This is a genomic window from Sutcliffiella tianshenii (assembly GCF_016908565.1).
Lineage (GTDB): Bacteria > Bacillota > Bacilli > Bacillales > Bacillaceae_I > Sutcliffiella_A > Sutcliffiella_A tianshenii.
Genome location: NZ_JAFBED010000012.1, coordinates 19,641 through 41,503, shown reverse-complemented (window position 1 = coordinate 41,503; position 21,863 = coordinate 19,641). Strand labels below are relative to the sequence as shown.

The window sequence follows — 21,863 nt, the reverse complement described above, 5'->3', positions numbered from 1 at the left end:
TGCTTTATTACGTTACTCCACCTCGATCACATAGGTATAGGACACTTCCCCATTTTTCCACTTCGCCAGCACCTCATAGATGTACCGGCCCTTTTCAGCTGGGGTCCGGAATGTCCCTTCCTGCACTTCCATTTCTTTTACCCGTTCCTGTTCATTCCAGAGATAGGCCGTTAGTGTTGGTTCGCCGACCAGGTTGAAGGACATCTCTGTGTCTGGCGGAGCCGATATCGCTTCAAAGCTTTCTGCTATCTGATTGGGAGAAGCCGCATCTGTCTGGGTGACCTCCGTGGTTAAGCCCTTTTTCACTTCCCAATAGTAATTTCCCTTTTCCATCTTATATTCTTTCCCGTTCATTACTACAAAACCTTGTTCATCAGGCGGAAACAGCTTACTATCCGCAGAGCCGGTTTTGCCGCAGCCTGTTAAAAAAACAACAATAATGATAAATAATAAAAATCTTGATTTCATATGTCCCACTCCTTTACTCCTCTAGACGTCTTTTTCATGAAAAAGTTTCAAAGGAGGGCCTTTATCTGAGCTGCATGATGCCCGTCGTGCCTGGCAAGGTCTACAAAATAATCAAAAAGGTTGATCGTGGTGGTACCGATGGTAATCTCCTGCTCCCAATAGTGTTCCTCGATCTGCTCTATCTCCTCCATAAGCTGTCTTCTTGTAGAAAGAAAGCGGCTGATGGTCACATCTTTTTCTTCCATTCTCGCATCCCTTGCACCTAGTTCATTCACAACATTCGGATTTGGTGCTGCCGGTAATGTTTCACCAGTCAGAAAATAAGGTATTCTTTTATGTAGGACAAATTCATCCCACGGAATCAGATGGCCGATCACTTCTGCGACGGTCCATTTTTCATGTGAAATGGGAGCTCTCCATTGAGATTCAGAAAGTCCGTCGAGCGATCGGGCAAAATTCATGAATGTTTGATGGTGTTGAATGATTTCTGATTTATTCATACGTTGTCCTTCTTCCTGTATTCAGATTGGAGGATGTAGCCCTCACTATTATTCTAGTAATACGGAACTATAAATGCAAAGTTTCAAAAAATCTGAAAATAGGGAAGCTGTCACTCACTATATCAGGAAAAATATGTTAAGATTTACAGGAACGATTCTTTTGCGAAAGAGGAGGCAGTTCGATGAGTACGGTTAATTGTAAGGGCTTTATTATCAGCGTCGTCATGGCAATTCTTTTGGGCGGCTGTATTTCTGAGCCACAGACGGTCGAGCCTCTAGAAGTGAAAATTACAGACACGGCATTTTCCTTTGAAGGAAATGAGGAAAATGGGCATCAGCTTATGACATATGACATCACCATGTCCCATAGCGAGGGAATGACGATAAATGTAGATAGTGTGGAACCGTTGATAGCGGGATGGATTGAAGAGCGGATCGTGGAGCATGACATTCTGGAGCTGGAAACCTTGAAGGATAACCTCCTGAGAATTAAGGGTACTGTACTCTTTGATTCTAGTGAACTTTCAAAAAAAGAAATGCAGGAATTGGCCAGTCAGGATGAATCGGTGCAAGGAATCCTGTTCCGTACGGTAGCGGGAGCAAGCTATCAGGCGGTGAAAATCGGCTCAAAAACAGAATTGATTGAGATTGGGGATTAAATACATGCTGGCATACCCTTCACCCACTTCAAGGGAAGAGAAGATGAAGATGATCCGGACCGTTACGGATAGGTTGATGGATAGGTACGGGGAGGACATCATTGCGGTTGGCGTCTACGGATCCACAGCCTATCAAAAAGAGGGCCGTCATTCCGATATCGAGATGCACGTGGTGACAAAGGACGGCGTATCGATTCCGGTTCAAGAATTCATATATGGCAAATTCAAGCTGGAGCTCAGTTGCCGTGAGAAGAGCAAGCTTTTTGAACGGGCAGCCAGGGTCGATGATAGCTGGTCCATCTGGGCAGGGTCATTCGTCAATGTTCTGGCCATACATGATCCGGAAGGTATTTTTGAACAATTGAAGAGCGTGCCGTTTCAGGCAAAGAAGGAATCGGTGCGCGAGATGATGCGGACATTCATGATCTGGGAGCCGTATGAAACGATGGGCAAAATAAGGAACAATCATGAAAACGGCAATTTTCGGTACATCCAGATGGGGGCAAGAGACCTAGCCTGGCAGACTGCAAAATTGATTGGCCTTGCGAACCGAGCATATTACACGACAAGGGCCAGGACCTTTGAAGAGTCGCTGGATTTGGAGTCAAAGCCATCGGGATACCGGGAGCTAGTGGAGTTTCTTGAGACTGGGGATATTCGTGATAAAGAAACCCTTTATTTGCTCTGTGAAAATTTATGGACCGGACTCAATTCTTGGTTTGATGAGATGGGCATCGACTATAAGTCGCATGAGCTTCCTTTTTAGAATATTGACAATACATACCAAAGTGGATATAATCTTTTCAAATATGAAAACGTGGAAGAGGACCAGTAGGATGGTCGCGTCTATTTAGAGAGGGTGCCGATTGGTGAAAGGTGCCTATGGATGTTCATCCGAACCTGCCTCGGAGTTCTGTATCGATTGAAGATGCAGCGGTTCAAAACCGTTACCATGGAAGAGTGTAAAGCGATGCTTTGAATGAGGGTGGTACCGCCAGAAATGGTCCCTTATACGAGCGTGGCTTTTTTTATTTTAATAAAAGAGGGTGTTTGGAATGAGCAAGAAGTTTGTAGAGAGAATTACCGGTATGGATGAGGATTTCGCGCAGTGGTATACCGATGTCGTGACAAAGGCGGAGCTTGTGGACTATTCAAGTGTGCGCGGGTCGATGATCATCCGTCCTTACGGCTATGCGCTATGGGAAAATATCAGGAATGAGCTGGACCGCCGCATCAAGGAGACGGGACATGAAAATGTTTATATGCCGCTTTTCATTCCGGAGAGCCTTTTGCAAAAAGAAAAGGATCATATCGAAGGCTTTGCACCGGAAGTGGCTTGGGTGACGCATGGCGGTGACGAGAAGCTCGCGGAGCGCCTGGTTGTGCGCCCGACATCCGAGGTTCTGTTTGGCGAGCACTATAAAAACATCATCCATTCCTATCGTGATCTGCCGAAGCTGTACAACCAATGGGCGAATGTGGTGCGTTGGGAGAAGACGACCCGACCATTCCTTCGCACGCTTGAGTTCCTGTGGCAGGAGGGGCACACATGCCATGAGACAGATGAGCTTGCACAGGAGGAAACGGTGAAGATGCTCGAGGTGTATGCTGAGATTTGCGAACAGTTCCTCGCGATTCCGGTCGTGAAGGGCCAGAAAACGGAGAAGGAGAAGTTTGCCGGAGCGAAGCATACTTACACGATCGAGAGCTTGATGCATGATGGAAAGGCGCTTCAATCCGCAACATCCCACCATCTTGGTGACGGTTTTGCGAAGGCGTTCGGCATCCAGTTCCTTGACCGCGAAGGCAAGCAGCAGTATGTCCAGCAGACCTCATGGGGCTTTACGACGCGCATCATCGGCGCGATGATCATGGTCCACGGCGATGACCGCGGCTTGGTCGTCCCGCCGCGGATTGCACCGACACAGCTGATGATCGTTCCGATCGCACAGCATAAAGAGGGAGTGCTTGATTTTGCCTATGACCTGAAGGAGCGTCTGTCTGGTCATTTCCGCGTCGGCATTGATGCGAGCGACAAGAAGCCAGGGTGGAAATTCAATGAGTATGAAATGAAGGGAATCCCACTTCGCCTTGAAGCAGGCCCTCGCGATATCGAACAGAACCAGGTCGTGCTCGTGCGCCGTGATACGGGTGAGAAGCTGACTGTTGCGATGGATGGATTGGAAGAGACGATTGCCTCCTTGCTTGAGGATATCCAAAACAGCCTGCTGGAAAAAGCAAGGCAGCATCGCGAGGAGAAGACAAGTGTCGCAGTGAATTTTGACGAGTTCAAGATACAGCTCGAGGAAAAGGCTGGCTTCATCAAGGCGATGTGGTGCGGCGAGCAGAGCTGCGAGGACAAGATCAAGGAAGAAACGAGCGCAACCTCGCGCTGCATGCCGTTTGAGCAGGAACAGCTCTCCGAGGAGTGCGTGTGCTGCGGTGAGAAAGCGAAGCAAATGGTATATTGGGCGAAGGCTTACTAGGGCATGAGGAAGAATGAGGGCGACATCCCGTACTTTTTGTGTGGGAGGTCGTTTTTTTGTTGGAATAAGGTTTTAGGTAACTTTGTTTTTCGGTTTCGGGTTTAGCTTCATGCATGCGAAGGTTTGGCGGACTGTCGCACTATTTTGTGTGAGGGTTCGCTTTCTTTTTTCTAAATACGGTTTTGGGCAGCTAGGGTTTTCCATTTTTTGTATAGTTGACAGAATGATGCGAAGAGTGGATAGATTGCGGTGGGTTTTGGACAGATTACTGCATGAAGTGGATAGATTATTCATGATTTTGGATCGAATAATCCCGGTAATCGAAAGTTCAACCAAGTTCAAACCAATTAAAACCCCTTAATTACCTACTTAAAAATAATAGAAAGGTGCCCCTGTCCCCCAGGAAGCACCCTTCAAACCGCTATTGCCCATCATAAATCCGTAAATTGGCGTAGATTTTTTCCAAAGTCGGGACAGAAATCTCTTTGTTTGCCGCTATCCCAAGCAAATATCCGAAAAAGTGGTCCGCCTCAACGGATAATCCTTTTTCCATGTCACGCTGCATGGAGGATTTCATGCCGGCTTCGATGCTGTGGAGTTTGTCCCAGTTCAGCTGCACGATATTTTCCGCAATCGGTGCATCGACACTGCGCATCACGGCTGCCACTTCATGCAAGGTATCTTTTATGGTTGCAGCTCCCAGATAATCTTCCCTGATTGGCCCTATCGGGGAGCGGAACAGCGTCGTCACACCAGCCAAAGTGGCGATAAACAGATACTTATGCCACATATCCCGATTGATATTTTCGGATAGGACAAAATTACTCTTCGTTCCGTCAAACACTTCCGCAAGCTTTAACACTCGCTCGGTCTGTTCTCCAATGCGTTCCCCGAAAACGAGATCATGGATGCCGCTTGTCTGCACGATGCTGCCCTCTGAATCTAGCGTCGCTTCCACAAAGCACAGGCCACCGAGGACATTCTTTTCATCAAAAGCGGTAACCAACTTGTTCACATGTGAAATCCCGTTCAACAACGGAACAACCATCGTCTGCGGTCCGACATACGGCATGCAGTCCGCAATCGCAGCCTCCAAGTGATAAGCCTTCATGGATAACAAAATGACGTCATAGGCTTCCACTTGTTGACCGCTTGTTATGAGCGAAGGCTGCAATACTGCATCCCCATGCACGCTTTTGATGACCAGGCCGGTCGCCTCCAGCTGCTTTTTCCGCTTTTCCCTTACCAAAAACGTCACGTCTTCGCCTTTTTCCAACAGCCTGCCGCCAAAGTAGCCGCCGACTGCCCCTGCACCAACAACAAGTATTTTCATAGAGAGTTCCCCCTTCGGCATTCTATATTTACTATTGTATCAGGGAATGGGAGGAACTGTTGCAGATAAGGTTCGGAATATTTGGGTTGTTGGTAGAGATGAATGAAATCACTTATGAATAATATGGTAATATTGTTAGTGAGCACCTAACCACCTGCCATTGGAACAAAACAATAGGATGTGTGAATGAATGAAGATACATAATGTAATAGAGGAAAAAGCCAGAGAGATAGATTTTTCTGGTGTTGTATGGAGGCAGGACAAAAATGGAGTTGTATATAAATCTGTTCATGGATATGCCAACCGGTCTGATAGATTGCCAAATAAGGTGGAAACCAGATTCGGGATTGCTTCTGGCTGCAAGCTTTTTACCGCAATCGCAATAGGCCGCCTGGTCCAGGAGGGGAAGCTTTCATTCGAGACGAAGATCAGTGAAGTGCTGACGTTCAGTGATTTTCCTCATTTTGATAAGGGTATTACGGTGCATCACCTTTTAACGCATACATCGGGAATACCGGATTATTTTGAAGAAGAGGAAATGGAGGATTATGAGGATCTCTGGAAAGGCAGACCGATGTATCAGATAAGGCAAATGGAAGATTTTTTGCCGATGTTCCAGCACGGTGAAATGATGTTCACGCCTGGTGAGAGATTCCATTACAATAATGCCGGATTTGTTTTATTGGGCATGGTGGTTGAACGCGTCACCAGGGAAAGCTTTACTCGTTATGTCGAGCAGAATATTTTTCTCCCATGCGAGATGAAAGACTCCGGATATTTCTCCTTCGACCAGCTACCTGCCGATACAGCGACAGGCTATATAGATAACGAAGACGGAACCTGGAGAAGCAATATTTATTCGTTACCAGTTAAAGGTGGAGCAGATGGCGGGGCTTATATTACAGCACCTGATATGGCGAAGCTTTGGACAGCCTTGATGGAACGGGAATTATTGAATGAAGAAATCACAAGCCTGCTCCTCACTCCTCATGTAGAGGTTGGGAAAGATGAATATTACGGATACGGTATATGGATCGACAAACGAAACGATGCGATATATAAGTATCATGTGATGGGATATGATCCCGGTGTAAGCTTTGCCTCCGGTTACTATCCGGATTCAGGCAGCATATTGGTTATTTCTTCGAATAGAGGTGCAGGACCACATAAGCTGATGGCTGTCGCTGAAGAATATTTTGAAAGGGGAAAATAATGCTCAATAAAGTTTTTCTATTTTTAGTGACCGTATTTTTGTTCTTCCTTTTCTATAGTGTGGATCAATACTTCAGTTTTCTTATAATAAATCGTTTCGTTGAGCTTGTGATTTATCTTCTAGCAATCATTACAATAGTGCTGACTGTTGTTAGATTGAATAAATGGCTGAAAACGCTTCGCTATAGGTTTCGGATTGAAGTCATCGCCAGCATTCTTCTTATACTTTTCTTTGCACATGAATTCTTTGCGCCGTATTTTTATCCTGAAAATTATTTGAAAGAGGTCGGGATCGAAAAAATCGAGATGTATCACCAGCTAGCCAGCCCGGATCTTAGCGCCAAGGAACTGGAAAAGCTGGCGGAGGGTGCAGTTGTCAAGGAAATGGTTGCTCACTATATCATTACGGAATCCTACCCCAATATTGGTAGTTTGGAAAATATAGAAGTATTAGATTTCAAAAGGAACTATTCCCAGTATGAGTTGTTAATCCAAGCTGAACAACCTGAAGGGGAAAAAACGTATCAGTATACGTTTGCAAAAGAGGGATTTGACTTTAAGATAATCGGGTTTGCACAACTTGATTAGATGGCTATATTTTCCTCAAAATAAAAAGAAGGCATGTCTCCCAAACGACATGCCTTCCTTTCCGTCAGGACAATAATTTCGCCTTCGTAAATCTTTCATCTTCATCCATCCAACCTTCAAATTCCTTGGTGTTGATGCAGACTGACCTGCCGTATTTACTAGACTGAATCAGCGCCTTTACATGACCCCGTTTGTTTTCATGGTTATTCAGATCGAGCTCCTTTGAGATGTCTTCAAAAATGGATAGGATCAGTTTTTCTTCCACCTTGGTGGGATGCACAACGTTTAGCCCTATGCGACTGACCTCATCCCGATAGAACCGGAAGTTATGGTGTGTATTGGATTCCAGAAAATGATGGATGATCTCTTCGGCAGGCCGGTTGTGGCGGTTGCCCAGCAGAAGGGGGGCATACGTCCTGATCTGCGAGACGGTTCTTTCCGCATGTCCCAGCAGTAAAGGGTGAACCTGATTTTCTATAAGTGCTTGCAGTGGCTGCGCTGGATCCGCGGAAATCGACAGGTTGAAGCTTTCGCGTGCGCTGGACATAAAATAACTAACATCGCGCCAGCTTATATTCATGCCATCGTTGATGCGGTCATTCCGGACAGATGGATCAAATGGGCTTAAGGATGCCTGCTTGGCCATGACTAGCCTGCTTGCCCCGAGTGTCAAGAGTGTTCCTGCACTATGGGCCACAGTCGGGATGATAATCTCAAACTCTTTGAAATATTGCTTGATCAGATTCACTATGTTAAATGCCGTGGTTGTATCCCCGCCACCGGTCCGTAAAAAGAGTGATAGACCTTCCGATTCCTCCATAGCCTCAAGATGCCTCGCGAGCGGTTCCAGGACATCTTCATAAATGCCGCTTACCATGACAAGGATGCTTGTGCCACGCAAGCTTTCCAAGGCTTTTAAATCCCTCATAAGATTTCCCCTCCAATTCGATTGCTTGTCCCATAGCAAGAGTTAATACCTGTATATGTGAAAAAAATGGACCTTAGAACTGATATTTTCACAGAGTCTTAGTATCAATATGGTCGGATGCAAGGGAATATAAAACAGGTGGCTGGAAATATTTATTTTTATGCGGCAGAAAGCAGTCGGAACATTTGGTATATTAGAAGGAGATAAAGAAGAAAGGACTGCTCACTATGAATCTATTGGAGCATGATATATAAAAACGCAGCCGCGGACCTCCGGCGGGCTGGCCTAAACAAAGCAAACTAAAATTGGAGGTAATCCATGATAAATGACAAATCATTCATCCACTATTTAAAAGAGGCCGAACAGGATTTTTCCGGCTGGGATTTTTCCTATGTGACGGATACAGGACGTATGGCTGCAAGTCTACTATCCTGGTCTTACGGCAGCATGGCGAAAAAGTTGATCACGGAAGCGACAAGCTTGCTTGATATGGGGACAGGAGGCGGAGAGCTTCTTGCCAAACTCCAGCCGTTTCCACATTCCGTGTTCGCAACGGAAGGATACAAACCCAATTTTCCCATCTCCAAAAAGCGGCTCCATCCATTGGGGGTAACCGTGGTAGAGGTAGACGAGGACAACCTGCTGCCTTTTACAAATGGGCAGTTTGATCTTATCATCAACAAGCATGAAGCATACTCTGCACAAGAGGTGAGAAGGGTCATTTCGGAAAATGGGATTTTTCTGACGCAACAGGTAGGAGGAGCGGATTGTGCCGAGATCAATGAGGCACTCGGAATTCCGCTCAACCAGGAATATCTTCATTGGCAGCTAGATTTTGCTAAAAAAGAACTCGAGGACAACGGGTTCCGAGTAGTCTTCGCCAAAGAGGAAACCCCAGTTCAGCGCTTCTATGACGTCGGGGCATTGGTCTATTACCTGAAGGCCATTCCCTGGCAAATCCCGGACTTTGAAATGGGCGATTATATGGAACAGCTTTACGGGATCCACCGCAAGATCGAGTCAAAGGGCTATTTTGATGTTACTCAGGAGAGGTTCATTATAAAAGCTGAGCCAATTTAGGAAGAAAGGCGTCACCAGGATAAAATTACAAAATCAGGTCTACTATCATTTACAGTTCGTTTTCGATTTGGTTGATCTTGCAGCTGATTCCTTCATCTAGTTATTTAGGATAATAATAGGCGGAGAAATTCCGCTTAATTAGAAATTACTTTAAAAAAAAGCTGAAATAGGCGGAGAAATTCCGCCTATTTGCTCGAAAAATTTAAAAACGGGTGGTTTTAGTGTGCGTAAGCGGAAAAACTTCCCTTATTTCCCCTGAAACAGGCTATACTTTGCATTTAACCGGAGAAACTCCGCTTATTCTTCCTTTGCTGGTTATTCGTTAAAGGAAAGGCCTGCCTAAGTAAAAGATTCAGATGAACCGAATCATAAAACCCGCTACCACACCAAGCAGTAGCGGAGAAATCCTCACCCGCCAAAAAAGAAGTCGATCACATTCGAAGCGGTGGAGGTGTCCTTGTTATAGAATTCCGAGTAGCCGCAGTTCTTGCAGAATACGACGATGAAGCGGTTATGCTGGATATCGAACATTTTGGAAAGCCCTGTTCCGGTAGTGGCGATCTCCTTTGTTCCTGCGCTGGTGGAGCCACATTTGATACAGCCTTTTTCTTTCATGTAAAATTCCTCCTTGAATAATTTTCCCTCTGTAGTAGTTATTACGCAGAGGGTGTAAGGAGGTTTCAAACTGGATAGATAAAAAGTTAGAAAAATTGAAAAAGTTCTTGTAAAGTAAATAAATACCTGTTATGCTGATAAACAATTAAACTTACCTGTTAACTTGGAATAAAATTAAATACGAATTACTTCTTATCAAGAGAGGTGGAGGGTCTGGCCCTGCGAAACCTCAGCAACCGCAATCGAAGGATTGAATGGTGCTAATTCCAACAGAGCATGCTCTGGAAGATGAGAAGGGGATTTTTTAATGAACCCTCTTCTTATTTATTGGAAGGGGGTTTTTTTATTGGGGGGAAATGTGCATAACTTAAACCAACCAAACATATAAGTTTAATTATATTTTGATGCTCGAAAAATCGGGAGGGGTAAACAGTATGGCTACATATCAAGAGGTTCGCACGAATTTAGGGAAGGCTTTGAAAAAAGCGCCGAAACCATTCAGGAAATATCGCAATTTTGCAGATGAAGTATGGTCGGGAGGTTCACTTGATCCAAAGACCAAGGAAATCATTGCGGTGGCAGTTACTCATGTAACAAAATGTAGCTATTGTGTAGATTATCATACAAAAAAAGCAAAAGAGGCAGGAGCAAGTGTGGAAGAGCTGGTGGAAGCTGCGGTGATTTCGGCGTCGATACAGGCATACCCTTTGCCTGATGATGAAGAGCACTTACGAGAGTTTTCTTCCTTAAGTGCAGAAGAGTTCTTTACATATCCCATAAACGAAGACTGTTTCCACCTGGATGGAAAAACAAAGACATTAATAGGGTTATCCATTAGTTACGCTTTAAAAAGCCGCTACCATATCGCCTTGTTCAAGGAGCAGGCGGTAATCCGGTCCATCAGCGAAGAGGAAATCAAGGAAACAAGCCGTATCGCATCAGCCCTGTTAGCGGGTGCAGCTATCCGGCACATCGATGAAGTATTGCTTGCTTATGGTGAGTAACAGGAGGAATTCAAATGTGGAAAGGAAAAAATAGTAGATTTGTGAATCATGTTCTTCCTTGGCTGGTCCCAATGATCTTTATCGGAGTATGGCAGGTGCTCGGTCAGGCAGGTTATATCGCCAAGAACTTTTTGCCAACCCCGCTAAGTGTGGTTGAAGGGGCAATCAGACTCACCAAGTCAGGAGATCTGTTCGACTACATAGCGGTGAGTACAGGGAGGGCACTGATAGGGTTTCTGATAGGAGGCTCGATAGGACTTGTACTTGGTCTGATAAATGGAACCTTCTTGATTTTTGAAAGATTGTTCGATACTTCTATCCAAATGGTCCGGACCATCCCCCATTTGGCACTGATTCCATTGGTCATTATCTGGTATGGGATCGGGGAGGAGGCAAAAATATTTCTGGTAGCCCTTGGTGTGGCTTTTCCCATTTACTTGAATACCTTCCATGGAATCAAGAACGTGGATAAGGGACTGCTTGAAATGGGACGCATCTACCGCCTGAAGCCGTGGCAGCTGTTCACGAACATCATTCTTCCCGGAGCATTGCCTTCGATACTGGTCGGGGTGAGATATGCCCTGGGGATCATGTGGATGTCGCTGATTGTGGCGGAGACGATCGGTTCTGATTCCGGAATCGGCTATATGGCAACTTCTGCTAGGGAGTTTGTACAGATGGACATTGTGATACTGAGTATCATTTTATATGCGTTGTTAGGAAAGCTGTCAGACTACATCGCAACCTTGCTTGAACGCAGGTGGCTGCAATGGCATCCCAATTTCTTCAAAAGCAAGAAACGTTCGACAAGAAAGTTGAAAAGGAGAGCGTTATAGTGGCAGGAGTAGAGATCAATATTCAACATCTGGACAAAAGCTTTGGTTCGTTAAAAGTTCTGAAGGATATCAATTTCCATGTGAAACCAGGAGAGTTTGTAGCCATTGTGGGTAAAAGCGGCTGTGGGAAGAGCACCCTCCTTCGAACGATAGCGGGATTGGAGAGCGTAACAGGGGGAGTAATCACCTTCAACAGCAAGGAAGTAAAAGGAGTGCAGGAAACAACAAGAATGATGTTCCAGGATGCGAGGCTGCTCCCATGGAAAGACGTGCTGACCAACGTCAGGGTTGGAAATTCCGACCGCACCAAAGCGGAGCAGGCTTTGGGTAATGTGGGCCTGCTTGAAAAAAGCAGCGAGTGGCCTGGGGTTTTATCAGGCGGACAGAAGCAGAGGGTATCACTTGCCCGGGCTTTGGCAGGAGATCCGGATCTGATTCTATTTGATGAACCGCTGGGTGCACTGGATGCCTTAACAAGAATTGAAATGCAATCACTGATTGAACAGCTTTGGAAGCAGCAGCGCTTCACCTCGATATTGGTGACACATGATGTCAGTGAAGCGATCATTCTCGCTGACCGGGTCGTCCTGATAGAAGATGGAGGAATCTCCTTGGATGTGAAAATTGATTTGCAGCGTCCCCGTGTAAAGGATGCGAGGTTTACAGTTTATGAGAACATGATTCTTGAAAGAATTTTGGATAAGGGAGAAGGAGTGTAGAGATGAAGAGGATTTTATTAACATTAATTGCGATTGCAAGCTTATTGGTAGCAGTAGCGTGTGGTTCCTCGGACAGTACGGGCGGGGATGCAGCTGGTGCTGAGAAAAAGGTGATTATCGGCTATCAGAAAGGCAACACGCTGAACATTCTTAAAGCAAGGGGGAATCTGGATGACAGACTGAAGGAGGAGGGCTATGAGGTGGAATGGAAGGTCTTTTCCATCGGAACAGCCTTGTTGGAAGCTTTGCATGCAGGTCATATCGATTTTGGTCATGCTTCGGATGCGAATAGTGTCTTTTCCCAAGCTGGTGGAAAGCCGATCCAATATGCTGCTTCTGAAACGCCCTACCCTAAAGGGGTCGCCCTTGTAGCGAAGAAGGATTCAGGAATTGAGAAAGTTACAGATTTGAAAGGTAAAAAAGTAGGGGTGACAAAAGGCGGGAACATGCATTATCTTTTGTTGAAGGCACTGGAGAAAGAAGGATTATCGGAAAATGATGTAGATGTTGTCTACTATGCGGACGCCGCTGAAGGATCAGCCGCTTTTTCATCGGATAAGATCGATGTCCTGGGAACATGGGATCCTTATCTATCCATTGTTGAAAGTTTATTTGATACTAAAACAATTGTGAATGGGGAAGGGTTAACGGAGAATAGAACCTTCTATTTCGGTTCCGAAGAGATTCTGGAAGACAATCCGGAGCTTGTAAAAATCATTTTGGAGGAATTGGAGAAGTCCAACCAATGGGCAAACAAAAACAAAAAAGAGGTAGCAGAAATTCTTGCGGAAGAGCTTAATCTCGATGAGGCGCCATTGATTAACGCGAATGAAAGAAGGGACTTTGGCGTGTTGAAGGTGGATGAAAACGCCGTAAAGGTTCAGCAGGATCTGGCGGATACCTTCCATGGAATAGGACTGTTCCCGAATGGGATAAATATATCAGATGCCGTGGAACTAGATCCGGATTGGCTGCCGGAAGGGATAGAGTAAAACAAGCAAACCCACCTGAATTGCGGTGGGTTTTTTCCTGCTATTCAATCGGCACCTGCAGCTCTGTCACATACTCATTCGTATCCTCGGTCACCCAGTCGCCCTTGTGGTAGATTTCACGTACAGGTCCCATCACGTTGTACCTGTTCTCTGCAATCCACTCAAACAAGGCACGCGATGTTTCTCCGATAGTGGAAAAGGGTCCTTTATGCACCACACATGCCATCTTTTCCACGGCTGGCAGCTCGTGCACCTTCACTGTTGCATTCCCGGGAATCACTTTCGTGATCGGCTCTGCAACCTCGAGATCGATGGCAGAATCCGTGTGAACATACAAGCCTGAATGGTATATCGTCATACAGGGGATGGTCCGCTTGGCTTCTGAACGGTCAATGTGATCGTTTACCTGCCCCCACAGTCTTTCGCAAAATGCATCAAAGCTCTCTTCTTTAAACTCTTCCCTGATGGATGCCACTAATATCGGCTCCACTTTTTTGATTGAGATGTCATTCATCATCGGTACCCCTCCGTTTTTTATAAGAAAAATGTTGGTACGGAGACGTTCGAGTCTGTTGGTTTCCTGCTCGAGCAATTTTTCCAGGGACTCGGCTTTTGATTCAAGCATAGGGATGAGTTCCTTGTTGACAGGCGTGTCCAAAAGAACCTTCACGATTTCCCCAAGTGAGAATCCAGCATCCTTCAGCGCAGCGATTTTATTGATCAACACGAGCTGACCCGCGTCATAATATCGATAATTGGTATGCGGATCAACAAAGCTTGGCTCGATCAGGCCTATGCCCTCATAATGGTATAACGTATGAATGGACAAGCCACTCAGCTTTGCAAATTCCCCGATTTTAAACATGCTCTCACTCCTCCAAGCAGACTTTACAGATGTGCACCTCTGCCGTCTATCTTAAGTATAGGGTCTTGGGTAACCCAAGAGTCAACGCCTGATTTTAATTTTCCTGAAAAGGGGTATAAGTAAAGGAAAGAAACAGCGAGAGGAAGATTGTATGATACGGATTGCCGGAATGACAAAGGATCATCAATTAGATAAAGATATTTCGATAGATAACTTGGATGTGAATGCCTATAAATGGGTCTGGGTTGATTTTAATCAGCCTACAGATGCGGAGATCGGACATTTGGAGACGACATTCCATTTCCATCCCCTGGCGATTGAGGATTGTATACATAGATTGCAGCGTCCGAAGCTCGATTACTATGATGACCACACCTTTTATGTGACACATTGCATCGAGGAAAAGGATGAAGAGATCATGAAAGAGGAATTGAATTTCTTTTTGGGGGATAAATTGGTCGTCACCTTCCATCATGCCCCTTCCAAAGAGGTGGATGATGTGTGGGACAATTTGATGACGAGTCCGAAAAACGTGAAGAAATGGGATGAGCATTACGTCTTCTATGAAGTCCTGGACAATGTCGTGGATAATTATTTTCCTTTCCTATATAAAATGGAAGATCAGCTTGATAAGATCGAGGACAATACCCAGGACAAGTCGATGAACCAATTGATGGAGGAGCTGTTCGATACAAGATATGCGCTCTTGAACCTGAGGCATACGATCAATCCAATGCGCGACCTGCTCTACCGGATGCTGAATTCTCATCGTCTGAGTGGCGTCTTGAAAAGAAAGGAATATTTCTCTGATATCTATGACCACCTCCTGAAGCTATCCGAAATGGTGACGAACAACAGGGAGTTGACGGCAGATATCAGGGACAATTATCTGTCCTTGAACTCTCATCAATCAAACAATGTCATGAAGGTCCTGACCATCATCACATCCATTTTCGCTCCGTTGACCTTTATTGCAGGAATCTATGGAATGAACTTCGAGAACATGCCCGAGCTGAGATATCATTACGGATACTTTGTTGCGCTTGGTGTCATGGCGGTTATGGGAGTGAGCTTGTATATCTGGTTTAGGATGAAGGGATGGTTCAAGTGACATTTTCAGAAGGAAAAAACGGCTCTCTGTAGAATGTAATATATGGTGAAGGCTGCCTGGTAAAGGCGGTTTTTTTTTATGGAGGAGGTCACAATGAAAAATCATCATCTAATAATTATCCTATTTACTATTATTTTCATGTCAGGGTGTTCTTTCATGGAACGCAATGAGAAAATGCAGAATCTCGTAGCAGAAGACGAGAATAAATATGCCATTTTTGTAGCGGGAAAAGTCGATACCATCACATTTGATTTGCTTGAAGAGCATTCCATCCATCATGTGCAGTCCATGTGGCATGAGGAGTCGCTCAAATTTATCAGGGATGAATACGACTTTTTGGAGATTGATAGAACCCCGACCTTCGTTGTGTTCGATCATGAGAAAATCGTGTTTAGGACGCATAATCAAGACGATTTGATCGAGTTTTTAATAGATAATAAACCGAATTGATCAAATCATCATGATTTAATCAAATAGGTCCGGTTTCTGCTAAAATATACCTGTAGCAAACATCTACCAATCTACCAGAACCATGCTTTTTAAAAAAGGAGTTTTACCATGCACAGATTAATGCTTATTGAAGATGATGGGCAGCTGAGTGAGCTGATAAGCGAACACTTGGGACGGTACGGGTATGAGGTGCATGCCCCGACGGATTTCCGTAATATCGTCGCGGAATTTACGGCGGTTCAGCCGGACCTGGTTTTATTGGATATTAATCTGCCATATTATGATGGTTATTTTTTATGCAGGAGCATTCGCCAGCAGTCGAAGGTGCCGATCATCATCATTTCTGCAAGAAGCTCGGAAATGGATCAGATTATGGCGATCGAGCTTGGTGCCGATTATTATATAACAAAGCCTTTTACGTTTGAGATCCTGCATTCGAAGGTGAAAGCAGCGATACGACGTACATATGGGGAATATGCAGGACAGGAAAATGCAAATGTGTCGGTGGAATCACTGAGCGTGGATAATCACACGCTTAGCGTAAATTTCAAAGATCAGAAGCTTGATCTTAGCAAAAACGAATTCAAGCTGTTGAAAAAGCTGATGGAACAGCATCATACATATATTTCGCGGGAGAGCTTGATGGAAGAAGTGTGGGATACAGTGACGTTTGTCGATGATAATACGTTGACCGTCAACATGACGCGGATCAAGCAGAAGCTCGCATCACTCGGCTTGCCGAACGTCATCACGAGCAAAAGAGGGGTAGGCTATATGCTGAGTGTCCCTGGTGAATCCAATGGGTAAGAGCGTTTTCAAAAAATTCCTGAGGGATCGAGTTGTTCTCATTCTTTTTTATCTTTTCAATATGGTTTCCGTTGTTGCATTTTTCCACCTGAGCGAGCCTGCAAACACGGAGGTATGGTATCCGCTGTCGATAGGGGGATTCCTGCTGGCGGTCTACCTGGTAGTGGATTGGTTCCGCTATTATCAACCGAATCAGGCCCTAGAGGAGATGATCCAAAATCAACCTGCTGAATTTCAACCACACACCGAAGAACAAAAGTCGTTTCAACATTGGATCCAGAAGACAGAGCGTGAACATTCAAGCGCCGTGAACGACCTCAAGGAGCAGAACAAGGAAAGGCTCTACTTTCTTTCCCATTGGATGCACCATCTCAAGACGCCGGTGTCCGTGATGGAATTGATGATTCAGAATGAGTTGCAAACCCAGGATAATCCTGGGGTGCTGGAGAAGGTCCAGTTCGAGAACAGGAGATTACATAACTCCATCGAACAAGGCTTGACGATGATCAGGATGGACAGCTTTGAAAATGACCTGGAAGTCCAGGGGGTGGACCTGCTTTCATCCTTGCGTAAAATCATCAATAGTAGAAAAAGTGAACTTATCTATCATTCTATTTTTCCTACAATTGAATGTGAGGAGGAGGCAACATCCATTATCACGGATCCTAAATGGAATGAAGTGATGCTCGAACAGGTCATCTCAAATGCGATTAAGTATTCAAGTTTGAAGAGTGGCACCAAAAAGCTGAGGCTCGTCGTGGAGAAGGTTGGTACAGATACGCTGCTTTCCATTATCGATGAAGGGGCTGGAATCCCGCCATATGACGTGGAGCGGGTCTTTGAGTCATTCTTTACAGGTGAAAACGGGAGAACGTTCCGGAACTCTTCAGGAATCGGCCTTTACCTCTGCAGGAAAATTGCCGACAAGCTGAACCACACAATCAGCATTGAATCGGAAGTAACAAAAGGAACCGCGGTCACCATCCGATACCTTACAAAACTGTAAGGTATTTTTAGTGGGGAAAATGGTTGCCAGCCGATAAACCTAGTAGGATGAAAATAGAAAGCAGAGGGGGACATAGTAATGACAGAACCGATTTTAAAAGCTAGCAAGCTAGTTAAAATATACGGGGAATCCACTGGCGAAGGCTCCACTAAGGCAATAGATGGGGTGGACCTCTCGATAAATAAAGGTGAGTTCATCGCGATCATGGGGCCGTCGGGAAGCGGGAAGACGACACTGCTCCAATGCTTGAGCGGCATCGATAAGCCGACTTCAGGCGAGATAGAGATCAAGGGCCGCGTGATCAGTTCGATGAGCGGAGATGAATTGGCACTGTTCCGCCGCAAGAGTCTGGGATTTGTTTTTCAGGAATTCAATCTGCTCGACAGCCTGACGGTGAGGGAGAACATCATGGTTCCGATGGTGCTGGAGAAAAAAACGGCTACCGACATGGAGAAAAAAGTGAATGAGCTCGCTCACCTATTCGGGATCAATACCATTCTGAGTAAATATCCTTTCAAAATATCCGGCGGTCAGCAGCAGCGCACAGCGGTCAGCCGGGCACTTGTGAACGACCCTGGCATCATTTTCGCCGATGAGCCCACCGGCAATCTCGATTCCAAATCCTCCTCGGTCATCATGGAGTGCTTTGAAAAAATAGTGGAGGAACTGCATACGACGGTTTTGGTGGTCACCCATGATGTGTTTGCGGCGAGCTATTGTCGCAAGGTGGTATTCATTAAAGATGGCCGGATCGATTCCTATATCGTAAGAAAGGGCGACAGAAAAGAATTTTTGGACCAGATCATGGATAACCTTGCCGTGCTTGGAGGCAGAAGCCATGACCTTTAATCAGCTTGTCTGGAAGATGGCAAAGCGGAATAAGGGAAAATATATTTTCTATTATTTGTGCAATAGCTTTGCTGTCATGTTCTTTTTCATGTATGCAACGGTTTATTTTAACAAAAGGATAGTGGAGGTCAAGGAGCTGGAATCGATCCAGGACGCACTTGCCATTCCTGGAGTGGCACTTGTCGTTTTTACGGTGTTTTTCATCAACTATGCCCACAGGATCTTTACGAGAAGACGACGCAAAGAGTTCGGATTGCTGATGACCCTCGGCATGTCCAACCGTGATATCGTGAGGCTCCTGCTCGTCGAAAATGGCGTGATCGCGGCAGCTTCCATCGCAAGCGGGCTGTTGGCCGGGGCGGTCTTTTCAAGGTTATTCTTCCTTGTTTTGATGAACAGTGCCGGGATGGGGCAGGTACCGTTTCATCTTTCATCCGAGATGTTCGGATATTCCATCGCGGCATTCATGATCGTTTTTTTCATATCTGTTGGAATCACGCTTTACCTTACGCTGTTCCGATCGCTGACAGATAGCCTGAAGAGCGACCGTGTTTCCGATAAGCTCAAGCTGCGAAGCCCGTTGCTCGGTGGATTCGGGGTCGCGCTTGTCAGTCTTTCCGCATTGATGCTCTATTTCAACTATCTGAACGAGTCGAACCCAGGTGGCGATGGAATGGTTCTCCTGATATGGACGATCGCACTCTTGTTTGGCCTCTATATCGCACTCTCGCAATCGATGAGCTTCCTTATCGAGATGGCAAAGAAACATAAACCCTTCTATTATAGGAAGCTGTTATTCCTGACGAGTCTTGAGTATAAATTCAAGCAGCTCACAGCGATCCTGATGCTCGTGACGGTCATGGGGATGGTGACGATTTTCTACACGACCCTACTCCTGTTCATCTACTCGGGTACAGAAAAGCAGGTGGTCGAAAATCACCCATATGACATTGCGTATGTAGAAACGGAAACGAAAAACAACATTTCGGAGAAGGAGCTTGAAGCCATTTTTGATGCTAATCCGATAAAAGAACATCTGACTCTCCAGCTTTTCGATTACTATGAAGAGGATCCGTACTGGGAGGATCTGATCAATCGCTATACCTTCGTGCCCTTGTCTGATTTTCAACGGCTGACAGGGTCGTCCAAGGAAGTCCGAGAGGGGGAATACCTTTATTTTCATAATCAGGAGCCGGAATATGCCGGAGGGGATACCATTTACGAAAATGGCTTAACCCTTGATGAAGGGAACATCAGAATGGACTTTAAGGAATCGATTGTGAAAAAACACATTAACTACATGAACTATGTATACACGGAATATCTCGTTGTCGATGATTCGGAATATGAGAAGCTGAGGGAACGTTTATCCAAGGGGGAGAACAGCATCCACCTTGTGAACGTGGAAGACTGGAAGAAGTCAGAGGATGATGTGGAGGAGCTTGAGCAAAAACTGATGGAAAACAACCAGACAACACCACCGTTCCTAAATGAGCACTTCTCCTATCTCACTGAAGAGGAGTTGCTCGCGCCTTCATCCAAAATCGCTGATTACAATTACCAACGAAACTCAGGCGGAATCATGTTCTTCGTCTCCACCTTTATCAGCGTGCTTTTCTTTTTCGGCTCGTTCATCCTGCTGTATCTGAACGTCTTTTCCAACATCGAGCAGGATAAAGAGAAATACCGCAAGTTGTACAAAATCGGCATTACGAAAAAGGAAATCCAGCGTCTCATCGCGGGTGAACTGAAGGTGTTGTTCTTCTTTGCCCCGCTGCTCGGCACGGCGATAGCCTTCCATTACATCGTTGTCTTTGCCAAGGATGCAGGGGGAATCATGCAGAACCCAAGCTTTTTCCTTCATTTCCTTACGATTGCGGGGATCTATCTCATGATTCAGACAGGTTATTATTTTTATGCGAAGAGGAAGATGATGAGGCAGTTGGAGTTGAATTAAAAGAAAGCCGTCCTGAAATATCGGACGGCTATGTTTGTTGATGGCGCATCCAGTAGAGGGACAAAAAAAAGCCTGAGAAACAAACATTTCTCAAGCTCTCCTAACTTCCTTATCCTCAAACTGTCCCCAGTTCGTGACTTTTTCCAACACGATGGATAGTAAAACCCCCATGATCAATCCGTTTGTCAAAAACGGCTGCAGTAATACGGGCAGCGGTCCAAATACGGCCGGTGACGTATTCATCAAGCAGACTCCCAACAAGACAGGTGCTGCAAGGCGGAAGATCGTATCCGAATTGAAAGCCGCACCACGCAGGCTTCCATATGCAGTGCCGAATAGCTGCAGGTACGCCACAAACAGTACCGCATTTCCGACTGTCATCGGCATCGTCACAAGGAATGAGGTCAATGGCGGCAGTAGACCGATCACAGCAAGTAACATCCCACCTATAAAGAACGGCCGCTTATCCAAAATGCGTGTACTCTGTAAAAATCCGATGGTGGAAGTGAACGGCGTGTACGGCACGAGACCGAACAAGGATGCAACCATCGAAAACAATCCTGTAAAAAAGAACGAGTTCCGGAACTGGCCAGGCTTTGCTTTTTCCCGATATAGCTCAGCTGCCGCCTGAACGCTAGCAATCGTATTGCTCAGATTCAGCACACCTGCGAAGAATGCAACGGCGATGATGCCATATTCCAGGTTTGGTGCACCAAGCGGAAATAATTCGAATGAAAAGGCTGCGGCCGGGGCTTCCTGTCCGCTTTCAGGGAATAGAACCACATAAAGAATCCACCCCACAACAATTCCAATAAGTATCGCAAAATTCCCGATCGCTTTTGGTGCCTTTATTTTCAGTACACTGACAAAGATGACAAGGAACAGGGATAGCAGACTGACTCCTACGTTCATGGTGCCGTCGTCCGTTATTCCGAGCATTCCTTGAAAGAACACCATCATGAGCTGAAATGTCAGCAGGAATAGATAGACTGTCATTACCATCGGGGTAAATATTTTTGGAAGGATGGTGGTCCAGCCGAATAGGGCCATCAGCATCGTGACAGCGCCTGCAAGCAGAAGGCCGGTTGCAAGGCCACCACCGATTTCGGTAAAGCTCATCCCGAGTGATGAAGCGGTCAGTCCTAGATTCAGCATTACGCCCCATAATAGGCCGGAGTGACCTTCCAACAGTGGATAGCGATGGCCCAGCAAGCCTTGGAAAATGCACGCAAGGCCTGTGAACAAGAGCGACGCACTCAGCATCATTCTGCTCACTTCCGGTGAAACGTCAAAAGCCGCCCCAATCGAAAGAGGAACGACTACAGTGTTGGCGAAAATGAAAAACAGCCATTGTATGGATGAAAAGACTGTAAAAGATGATAGCAGATTTTTCATTGT

23 protein-coding genes, 1 riboswitch and 1 other annotated feature are annotated in these 21,863 nt (G+C 45.6%); of the genes, 16 read left to right on the top strand and 7 right to left on the bottom strand.

Annotation, left to right across the window (positions count from 1 at the left end; genetic code table 11):
- Positions 1 to 12: 12 nt before the first annotated feature.
- Positions 13 to 468, bottom strand: a complete 456-nt coding sequence (locus tag JOC95_RS18750; RefSeq protein ID WP_204419046.1) for a hypothetical protein — start codon at positions 466 to 468, stop codon at positions 13 to 15.
- A gap of 47 nt (positions 469 to 515) precedes the next feature.
- Positions 516 to 968 (bottom strand): DinB family protein, encoded by a 453-nt coding sequence (locus tag JOC95_RS18745; protein ID WP_204419044.1) that lies wholly within the window; start codon positions 966 to 968, stop codon positions 516 to 518.
- Between the two features lie 182 nt (positions 969 to 1,150).
- Here JOC95_RS18745 and JOC95_RS18740 point away from each other — a divergent pair, with 182 nt between their 5' ends.
- From JOC95_RS18740 to proS, 3 genes are all read left to right on the top strand, one after another.
- Entirely contained in the window at positions 1,151 to 1,627 is a 477-nt protein-coding gene (locus JOC95_RS18740; protein ID WP_204419042.1) for a hypothetical protein, read from the top strand.
- Between the two features lie 4 nt (positions 1,628 to 1,631).
- Positions 1,632 to 2,393 carry a kanamycin nucleotidyltransferase C-terminal domain-containing protein gene (locus JOC95_RS18735; RefSeq protein ID WP_204419040.1) on the top strand — a complete coding sequence of 254 codons (762 nt, stop codon included), beginning with the start codon at positions 1,632 to 1,634 and terminating at the stop codon, positions 2,391 to 2,393.
- A 43-nt stretch (positions 2,394 to 2,436) separates the two neighbouring features.
- Positions 2,437 to 2,639: a binding site (T-box leader), on the top strand.
- A 43-nt stretch (positions 2,640 to 2,682) separates the two neighbouring features.
- Complete coding sequence (gene proS / locus JOC95_RS18730; RefSeq protein ID WP_204419038.1) at positions 2,683 to 4,113, top strand: proline--tRNA ligase; 1,431 nt, start codon at positions 2,683 to 2,685, stop codon at positions 4,111 to 4,113.
- 421 nt (positions 4,114 to 4,534) lie between these two features.
- On the opposite strand, the gene JOC95_RS18725 is transcribed toward proS, so the two are convergent.
- Entirely contained in the window at positions 4,535 to 5,446 is a 912-nt protein-coding gene (locus JOC95_RS18725; RefSeq protein WP_204419035.1) for a ketopantoate reductase family protein, read from the bottom strand.
- Between the two features lie 190 nt (positions 5,447 to 5,636).
- Here JOC95_RS18725 and JOC95_RS18720 point away from each other — a divergent pair, with 190 nt between their 5' ends.
- Together JOC95_RS18720 and JOC95_RS18715 are read left to right on the top strand one after the other, a co-directional pair.
- Positions 5,637 to 6,659 carry a serine hydrolase domain-containing protein gene (locus JOC95_RS18720; RefSeq protein WP_204419032.1) on the top strand — a complete coding sequence of 341 codons (1,023 nt, stop codon included), beginning with the start codon at positions 5,637 to 5,639 and terminating at the stop codon, positions 6,657 to 6,659.
- Positions 6,659 to 7,246 (top strand): hypothetical protein, encoded by a 588-nt coding sequence (locus tag JOC95_RS18715; RefSeq protein ID WP_204419030.1) that lies wholly within the window; start codon positions 6,659 to 6,661, stop codon positions 7,244 to 7,246. The genes JOC95_RS18720 and JOC95_RS18715 overlap by 1 nt, the downstream gene beginning before the upstream one ends.
- Before the next feature lie 64 nt (positions 7,247 to 7,310).
- Here the strand turns inward: JOC95_RS18715 and JOC95_RS18710 are convergent, their stop codons facing one another.
- Positions 7,311 to 8,174, bottom strand: a complete 864-nt coding sequence (locus JOC95_RS18710; protein ID WP_204419027.1) for an SDH family Clp fold serine proteinase — start codon at positions 8,172 to 8,174, stop codon at positions 7,311 to 7,313.
- Between the two features lie 318 nt (positions 8,175 to 8,492).
- Here JOC95_RS18710 and JOC95_RS18705 point away from each other — a divergent pair, with 318 nt between their 5' ends.
- Positions 8,493 to 9,254, top strand: coding sequence for a class I SAM-dependent methyltransferase (locus tag JOC95_RS18705; protein ID WP_204419024.1), 762 nt, complete (start codon positions 8,493 to 8,495; stop codon positions 9,252 to 9,254).
- Positions 9,255 to 9,662: 408 nt separating this feature from the next.
- Here JOC95_RS18705 and JOC95_RS18700 read toward each other — a convergent pair whose 3' ends face one another.
- Positions 9,663 to 9,869, bottom strand: a complete 207-nt coding sequence (locus JOC95_RS18700) for a zinc ribbon domain-containing protein (protein ID WP_204419021.1) — start codon at positions 9,867 to 9,869, stop codon at positions 9,663 to 9,665.
- 189 nt (positions 9,870 to 10,058) lie between these two features.
- A riboswitch (SAM riboswitch) is annotated at positions 10,059 to 10,164 on the top strand.
- 139 nt (positions 10,165 to 10,303) lie between these two features.
- Here JOC95_RS18700 and JOC95_RS18695 point away from each other — a divergent pair.
- Genes JOC95_RS18695 through JOC95_RS18680 form a run of 4 tightly spaced genes read left to right on the top strand, consistent with a single transcriptional unit; the run spans position 10,304 to position 13,420 of the window.
- A complete protein-coding gene (locus JOC95_RS18695) occupies positions 10,304 to 10,873 on the top strand; it encodes a carboxymuconolactone decarboxylase family protein (RefSeq protein WP_204419018.1) in 570 nt (189 codons plus the stop codon).
- A 14-nt stretch (positions 10,874 to 10,887) separates the two neighbouring features.
- Positions 10,888 to 11,709, top strand: coding sequence for an ABC transporter permease subunit (locus JOC95_RS18690; protein ID WP_204419016.1), 822 nt, complete (start codon positions 10,888 to 10,890; stop codon positions 11,707 to 11,709).
- On the top strand, positions 11,709 to 12,428 hold the full coding sequence (locus JOC95_RS18685; RefSeq protein WP_338083124.1) for an ATP-binding cassette domain-containing protein: 720 nt from the start codon (positions 11,709 to 11,711) through the stop codon (positions 12,426 to 12,428). The genes JOC95_RS18690 and JOC95_RS18685 overlap by 1 nt, the downstream gene beginning before the upstream one ends.
- A 2-nt stretch (positions 12,429 to 12,430) precedes the next feature.
- The gene (locus JOC95_RS18680; protein ID WP_204419012.1) at positions 12,431 to 13,420 is read left to right on the top strand and encodes an aliphatic sulfonate ABC transporter substrate-binding protein; all 990 of its coding nucleotides are present in this window, start codon (positions 12,431 to 12,433) and stop codon (positions 13,418 to 13,420) included.
- A gap of 40 nt (positions 13,421 to 13,460) precedes the next feature.
- Here the strand turns inward: JOC95_RS18680 and JOC95_RS18675 are convergent, their stop codons facing one another.
- Positions 13,461 to 14,285, bottom strand: coding sequence for a MerR family transcriptional regulator (locus JOC95_RS18675; protein ID WP_204419010.1), 825 nt, complete (start codon positions 14,283 to 14,285; stop codon positions 13,461 to 13,463).
- A 151-nt stretch (positions 14,286 to 14,436) separates the two neighbouring features.
- On the opposite strand from JOC95_RS18675, the gene corA reads away from it, so the two are divergent.
- The 6 genes from corA (at position 14,437) to JOC95_RS18645 (ending at position 20,465) form a co-directional block, all read left to right on the top strand.
- Positions 14,437 to 15,396: a magnesium/cobalt transporter CorA gene (corA, locus tag JOC95_RS18670; protein WP_204419008.1), complete on the top strand. Its 960-nt coding sequence runs from the start codon at positions 14,437 to 14,439 to the stop codon at positions 15,394 to 15,396.
- 156 nt (positions 15,397 to 15,552) lie between these two features.
- Positions 15,553 to 15,846: a hypothetical protein gene (locus tag JOC95_RS18665; protein WP_204419005.1), complete on the top strand. Its 294-nt coding sequence runs from the start codon at positions 15,553 to 15,555 to the stop codon at positions 15,844 to 15,846.
- A gap of 108 nt (positions 15,847 to 15,954) precedes the next feature.
- Positions 15,955 to 16,653: a response regulator transcription factor gene (locus tag JOC95_RS18660; protein WP_204419003.1), complete on the top strand. Its 699-nt coding sequence runs from the start codon at positions 15,955 to 15,957 to the stop codon at positions 16,651 to 16,653.
- Entirely contained in the window at positions 16,646 to 17,659 is a 1,014-nt protein-coding gene (locus JOC95_RS18655) for a sensor histidine kinase (RefSeq protein ID WP_204419001.1), read from the top strand. Before JOC95_RS18660 ends, JOC95_RS18655 begins: the two co-directional genes overlap by 8 nt.
- Positions 17,660 to 17,737: 78 nt before the next feature.
- Positions 17,738 to 18,508 (top strand): ABC transporter ATP-binding protein, encoded by a 771-nt coding sequence (locus JOC95_RS18650; protein WP_204418999.1) that lies wholly within the window; start codon positions 17,738 to 17,740, stop codon positions 18,506 to 18,508.
- On the top strand, positions 18,498 to 20,465 hold the full coding sequence (locus JOC95_RS18645; protein ID WP_204418997.1) for an ABC transporter permease: 1,968 nt from the start codon (positions 18,498 to 18,500) through the stop codon (positions 20,463 to 20,465). Before JOC95_RS18650 ends, JOC95_RS18645 begins: the two co-directional genes overlap by 11 nt.
- Positions 20,466 to 20,555: 90 nt before the next feature.
- Here the strand turns inward: JOC95_RS18645 and JOC95_RS18640 are convergent, their stop codons facing one another.
- Positions 20,556 to 21,860, bottom strand: coding sequence for a uracil/xanthine transporter (locus JOC95_RS18640; RefSeq protein ID WP_204418994.1), 1,305 nt, complete (start codon positions 21,858 to 21,860; stop codon positions 20,556 to 20,558).
- Positions 21,861 to 21,863: the final 3 nt, after the last annotated feature.

Excerpts from the sequence above, each read along its gene's own strand:
- JOC95_RS18750 (WP_204419046.1), bottom strand. The coding sequence starts at position 468 with ATGAAATCAAGATTTTTATTATTTATCATTATTGTTGTTTTTTTAACA.
- JOC95_RS18745 (WP_204419044.1), bottom strand. The coding sequence starts at position 968 with ATGAATAAATCAGAAATCATTCAACACCATCAAACATTCATGAATTTT.
- JOC95_RS18740 (WP_204419042.1), top strand. The coding sequence starts at position 1,151 with ATGAGTACGGTTAATTGTAAGGGCTTTATTATCAGCGTCGTCATGGCA.
- JOC95_RS18735 (WP_204419040.1), top strand. The coding sequence starts at position 1,632 with ATGCTGGCATACCCTTCACCCACTTCAAGGGAAGAGAAGATGAAGATG.
- proS (WP_204419038.1), top strand. The coding sequence starts at position 2,683 with ATGAGCAAGAAGTTTGTAGAGAGAATTACCGGTATGGATGAGGATTTC.
- JOC95_RS18725 (WP_204419035.1), bottom strand. The coding sequence starts at position 5,446 with ATGAAAATACTTGTTGTTGGTGCAGGGGCAGTCGGCGGCTACTTTGGC.
- JOC95_RS18720 (WP_204419032.1), top strand. The coding sequence starts at position 5,637 with ATGAAGATACATAATGTAATAGAGGAAAAAGCCAGAGAGATAGATTTT.
- JOC95_RS18715 (WP_204419030.1), top strand. The coding sequence starts at position 6,659 with ATGCTCAATAAAGTTTTTCTATTTTTAGTGACCGTATTTTTGTTCTTC.
- JOC95_RS18710 (WP_204419027.1), bottom strand. The coding sequence starts at position 8,174 with ATGAGGGATTTAAAAGCCTTGGAAAGCTTGCGTGGCACAAGCATCCTT.
- JOC95_RS18705 (WP_204419024.1), top strand. The coding sequence starts at position 8,493 with ATGATAAATGACAAATCATTCATCCACTATTTAAAAGAGGCCGAACAG.
- JOC95_RS18700 (WP_204419021.1), bottom strand. The coding sequence starts at position 9,869 with ATGAAAGAAAAAGGCTGTATCAAATGTGGCTCCACCAGCGCAGGAACA.
- JOC95_RS18695 (WP_204419018.1), top strand. The coding sequence starts at position 10,304 with ATGGCTACATATCAAGAGGTTCGCACGAATTTAGGGAAGGCTTTGAAA.
- JOC95_RS18690 (WP_204419016.1), top strand. The coding sequence starts at position 10,888 with ATGTGGAAAGGAAAAAATAGTAGATTTGTGAATCATGTTCTTCCTTGG.
- JOC95_RS18680 (WP_204419012.1), top strand. The coding sequence starts at position 12,431 with ATGAAGAGGATTTTATTAACATTAATTGCGATTGCAAGCTTATTGGTA.
- JOC95_RS18675 (WP_204419010.1), bottom strand. The coding sequence starts at position 14,285 with ATGTTTAAAATCGGGGAATTTGCAAAGCTGAGTGGCTTGTCCATTCAT.
- corA (WP_204419008.1), top strand. The coding sequence starts at position 14,437 with ATGATACGGATTGCCGGAATGACAAAGGATCATCAATTAGATAAAGAT.
- JOC95_RS18665 (WP_204419005.1), top strand. The coding sequence starts at position 15,553 with ATGGAACGCAATGAGAAAATGCAGAATCTCGTAGCAGAAGACGAGAAT.
- JOC95_RS18660 (WP_204419003.1), top strand. The coding sequence starts at position 15,955 with ATGCACAGATTAATGCTTATTGAAGATGATGGGCAGCTGAGTGAGCTG.
- JOC95_RS18655 (WP_204419001.1), top strand. The coding sequence starts at position 16,646 with ATGGGTAAGAGCGTTTTCAAAAAATTCCTGAGGGATCGAGTTGTTCTC.
- JOC95_RS18650 (WP_204418999.1), top strand. The coding sequence starts at position 17,738 with ATGACAGAACCGATTTTAAAAGCTAGCAAGCTAGTTAAAATATACGGG.
- JOC95_RS18645 (WP_204418997.1), top strand. The coding sequence starts at position 18,498 with ATGACCTTTAATCAGCTTGTCTGGAAGATGGCAAAGCGGAATAAGGGA.
- JOC95_RS18640 (WP_204418994.1), bottom strand. The coding sequence starts at position 21,860 with ATGAAAAATCTGCTATCATCTTTTACAGTCTTTTCATCCATACAATGG.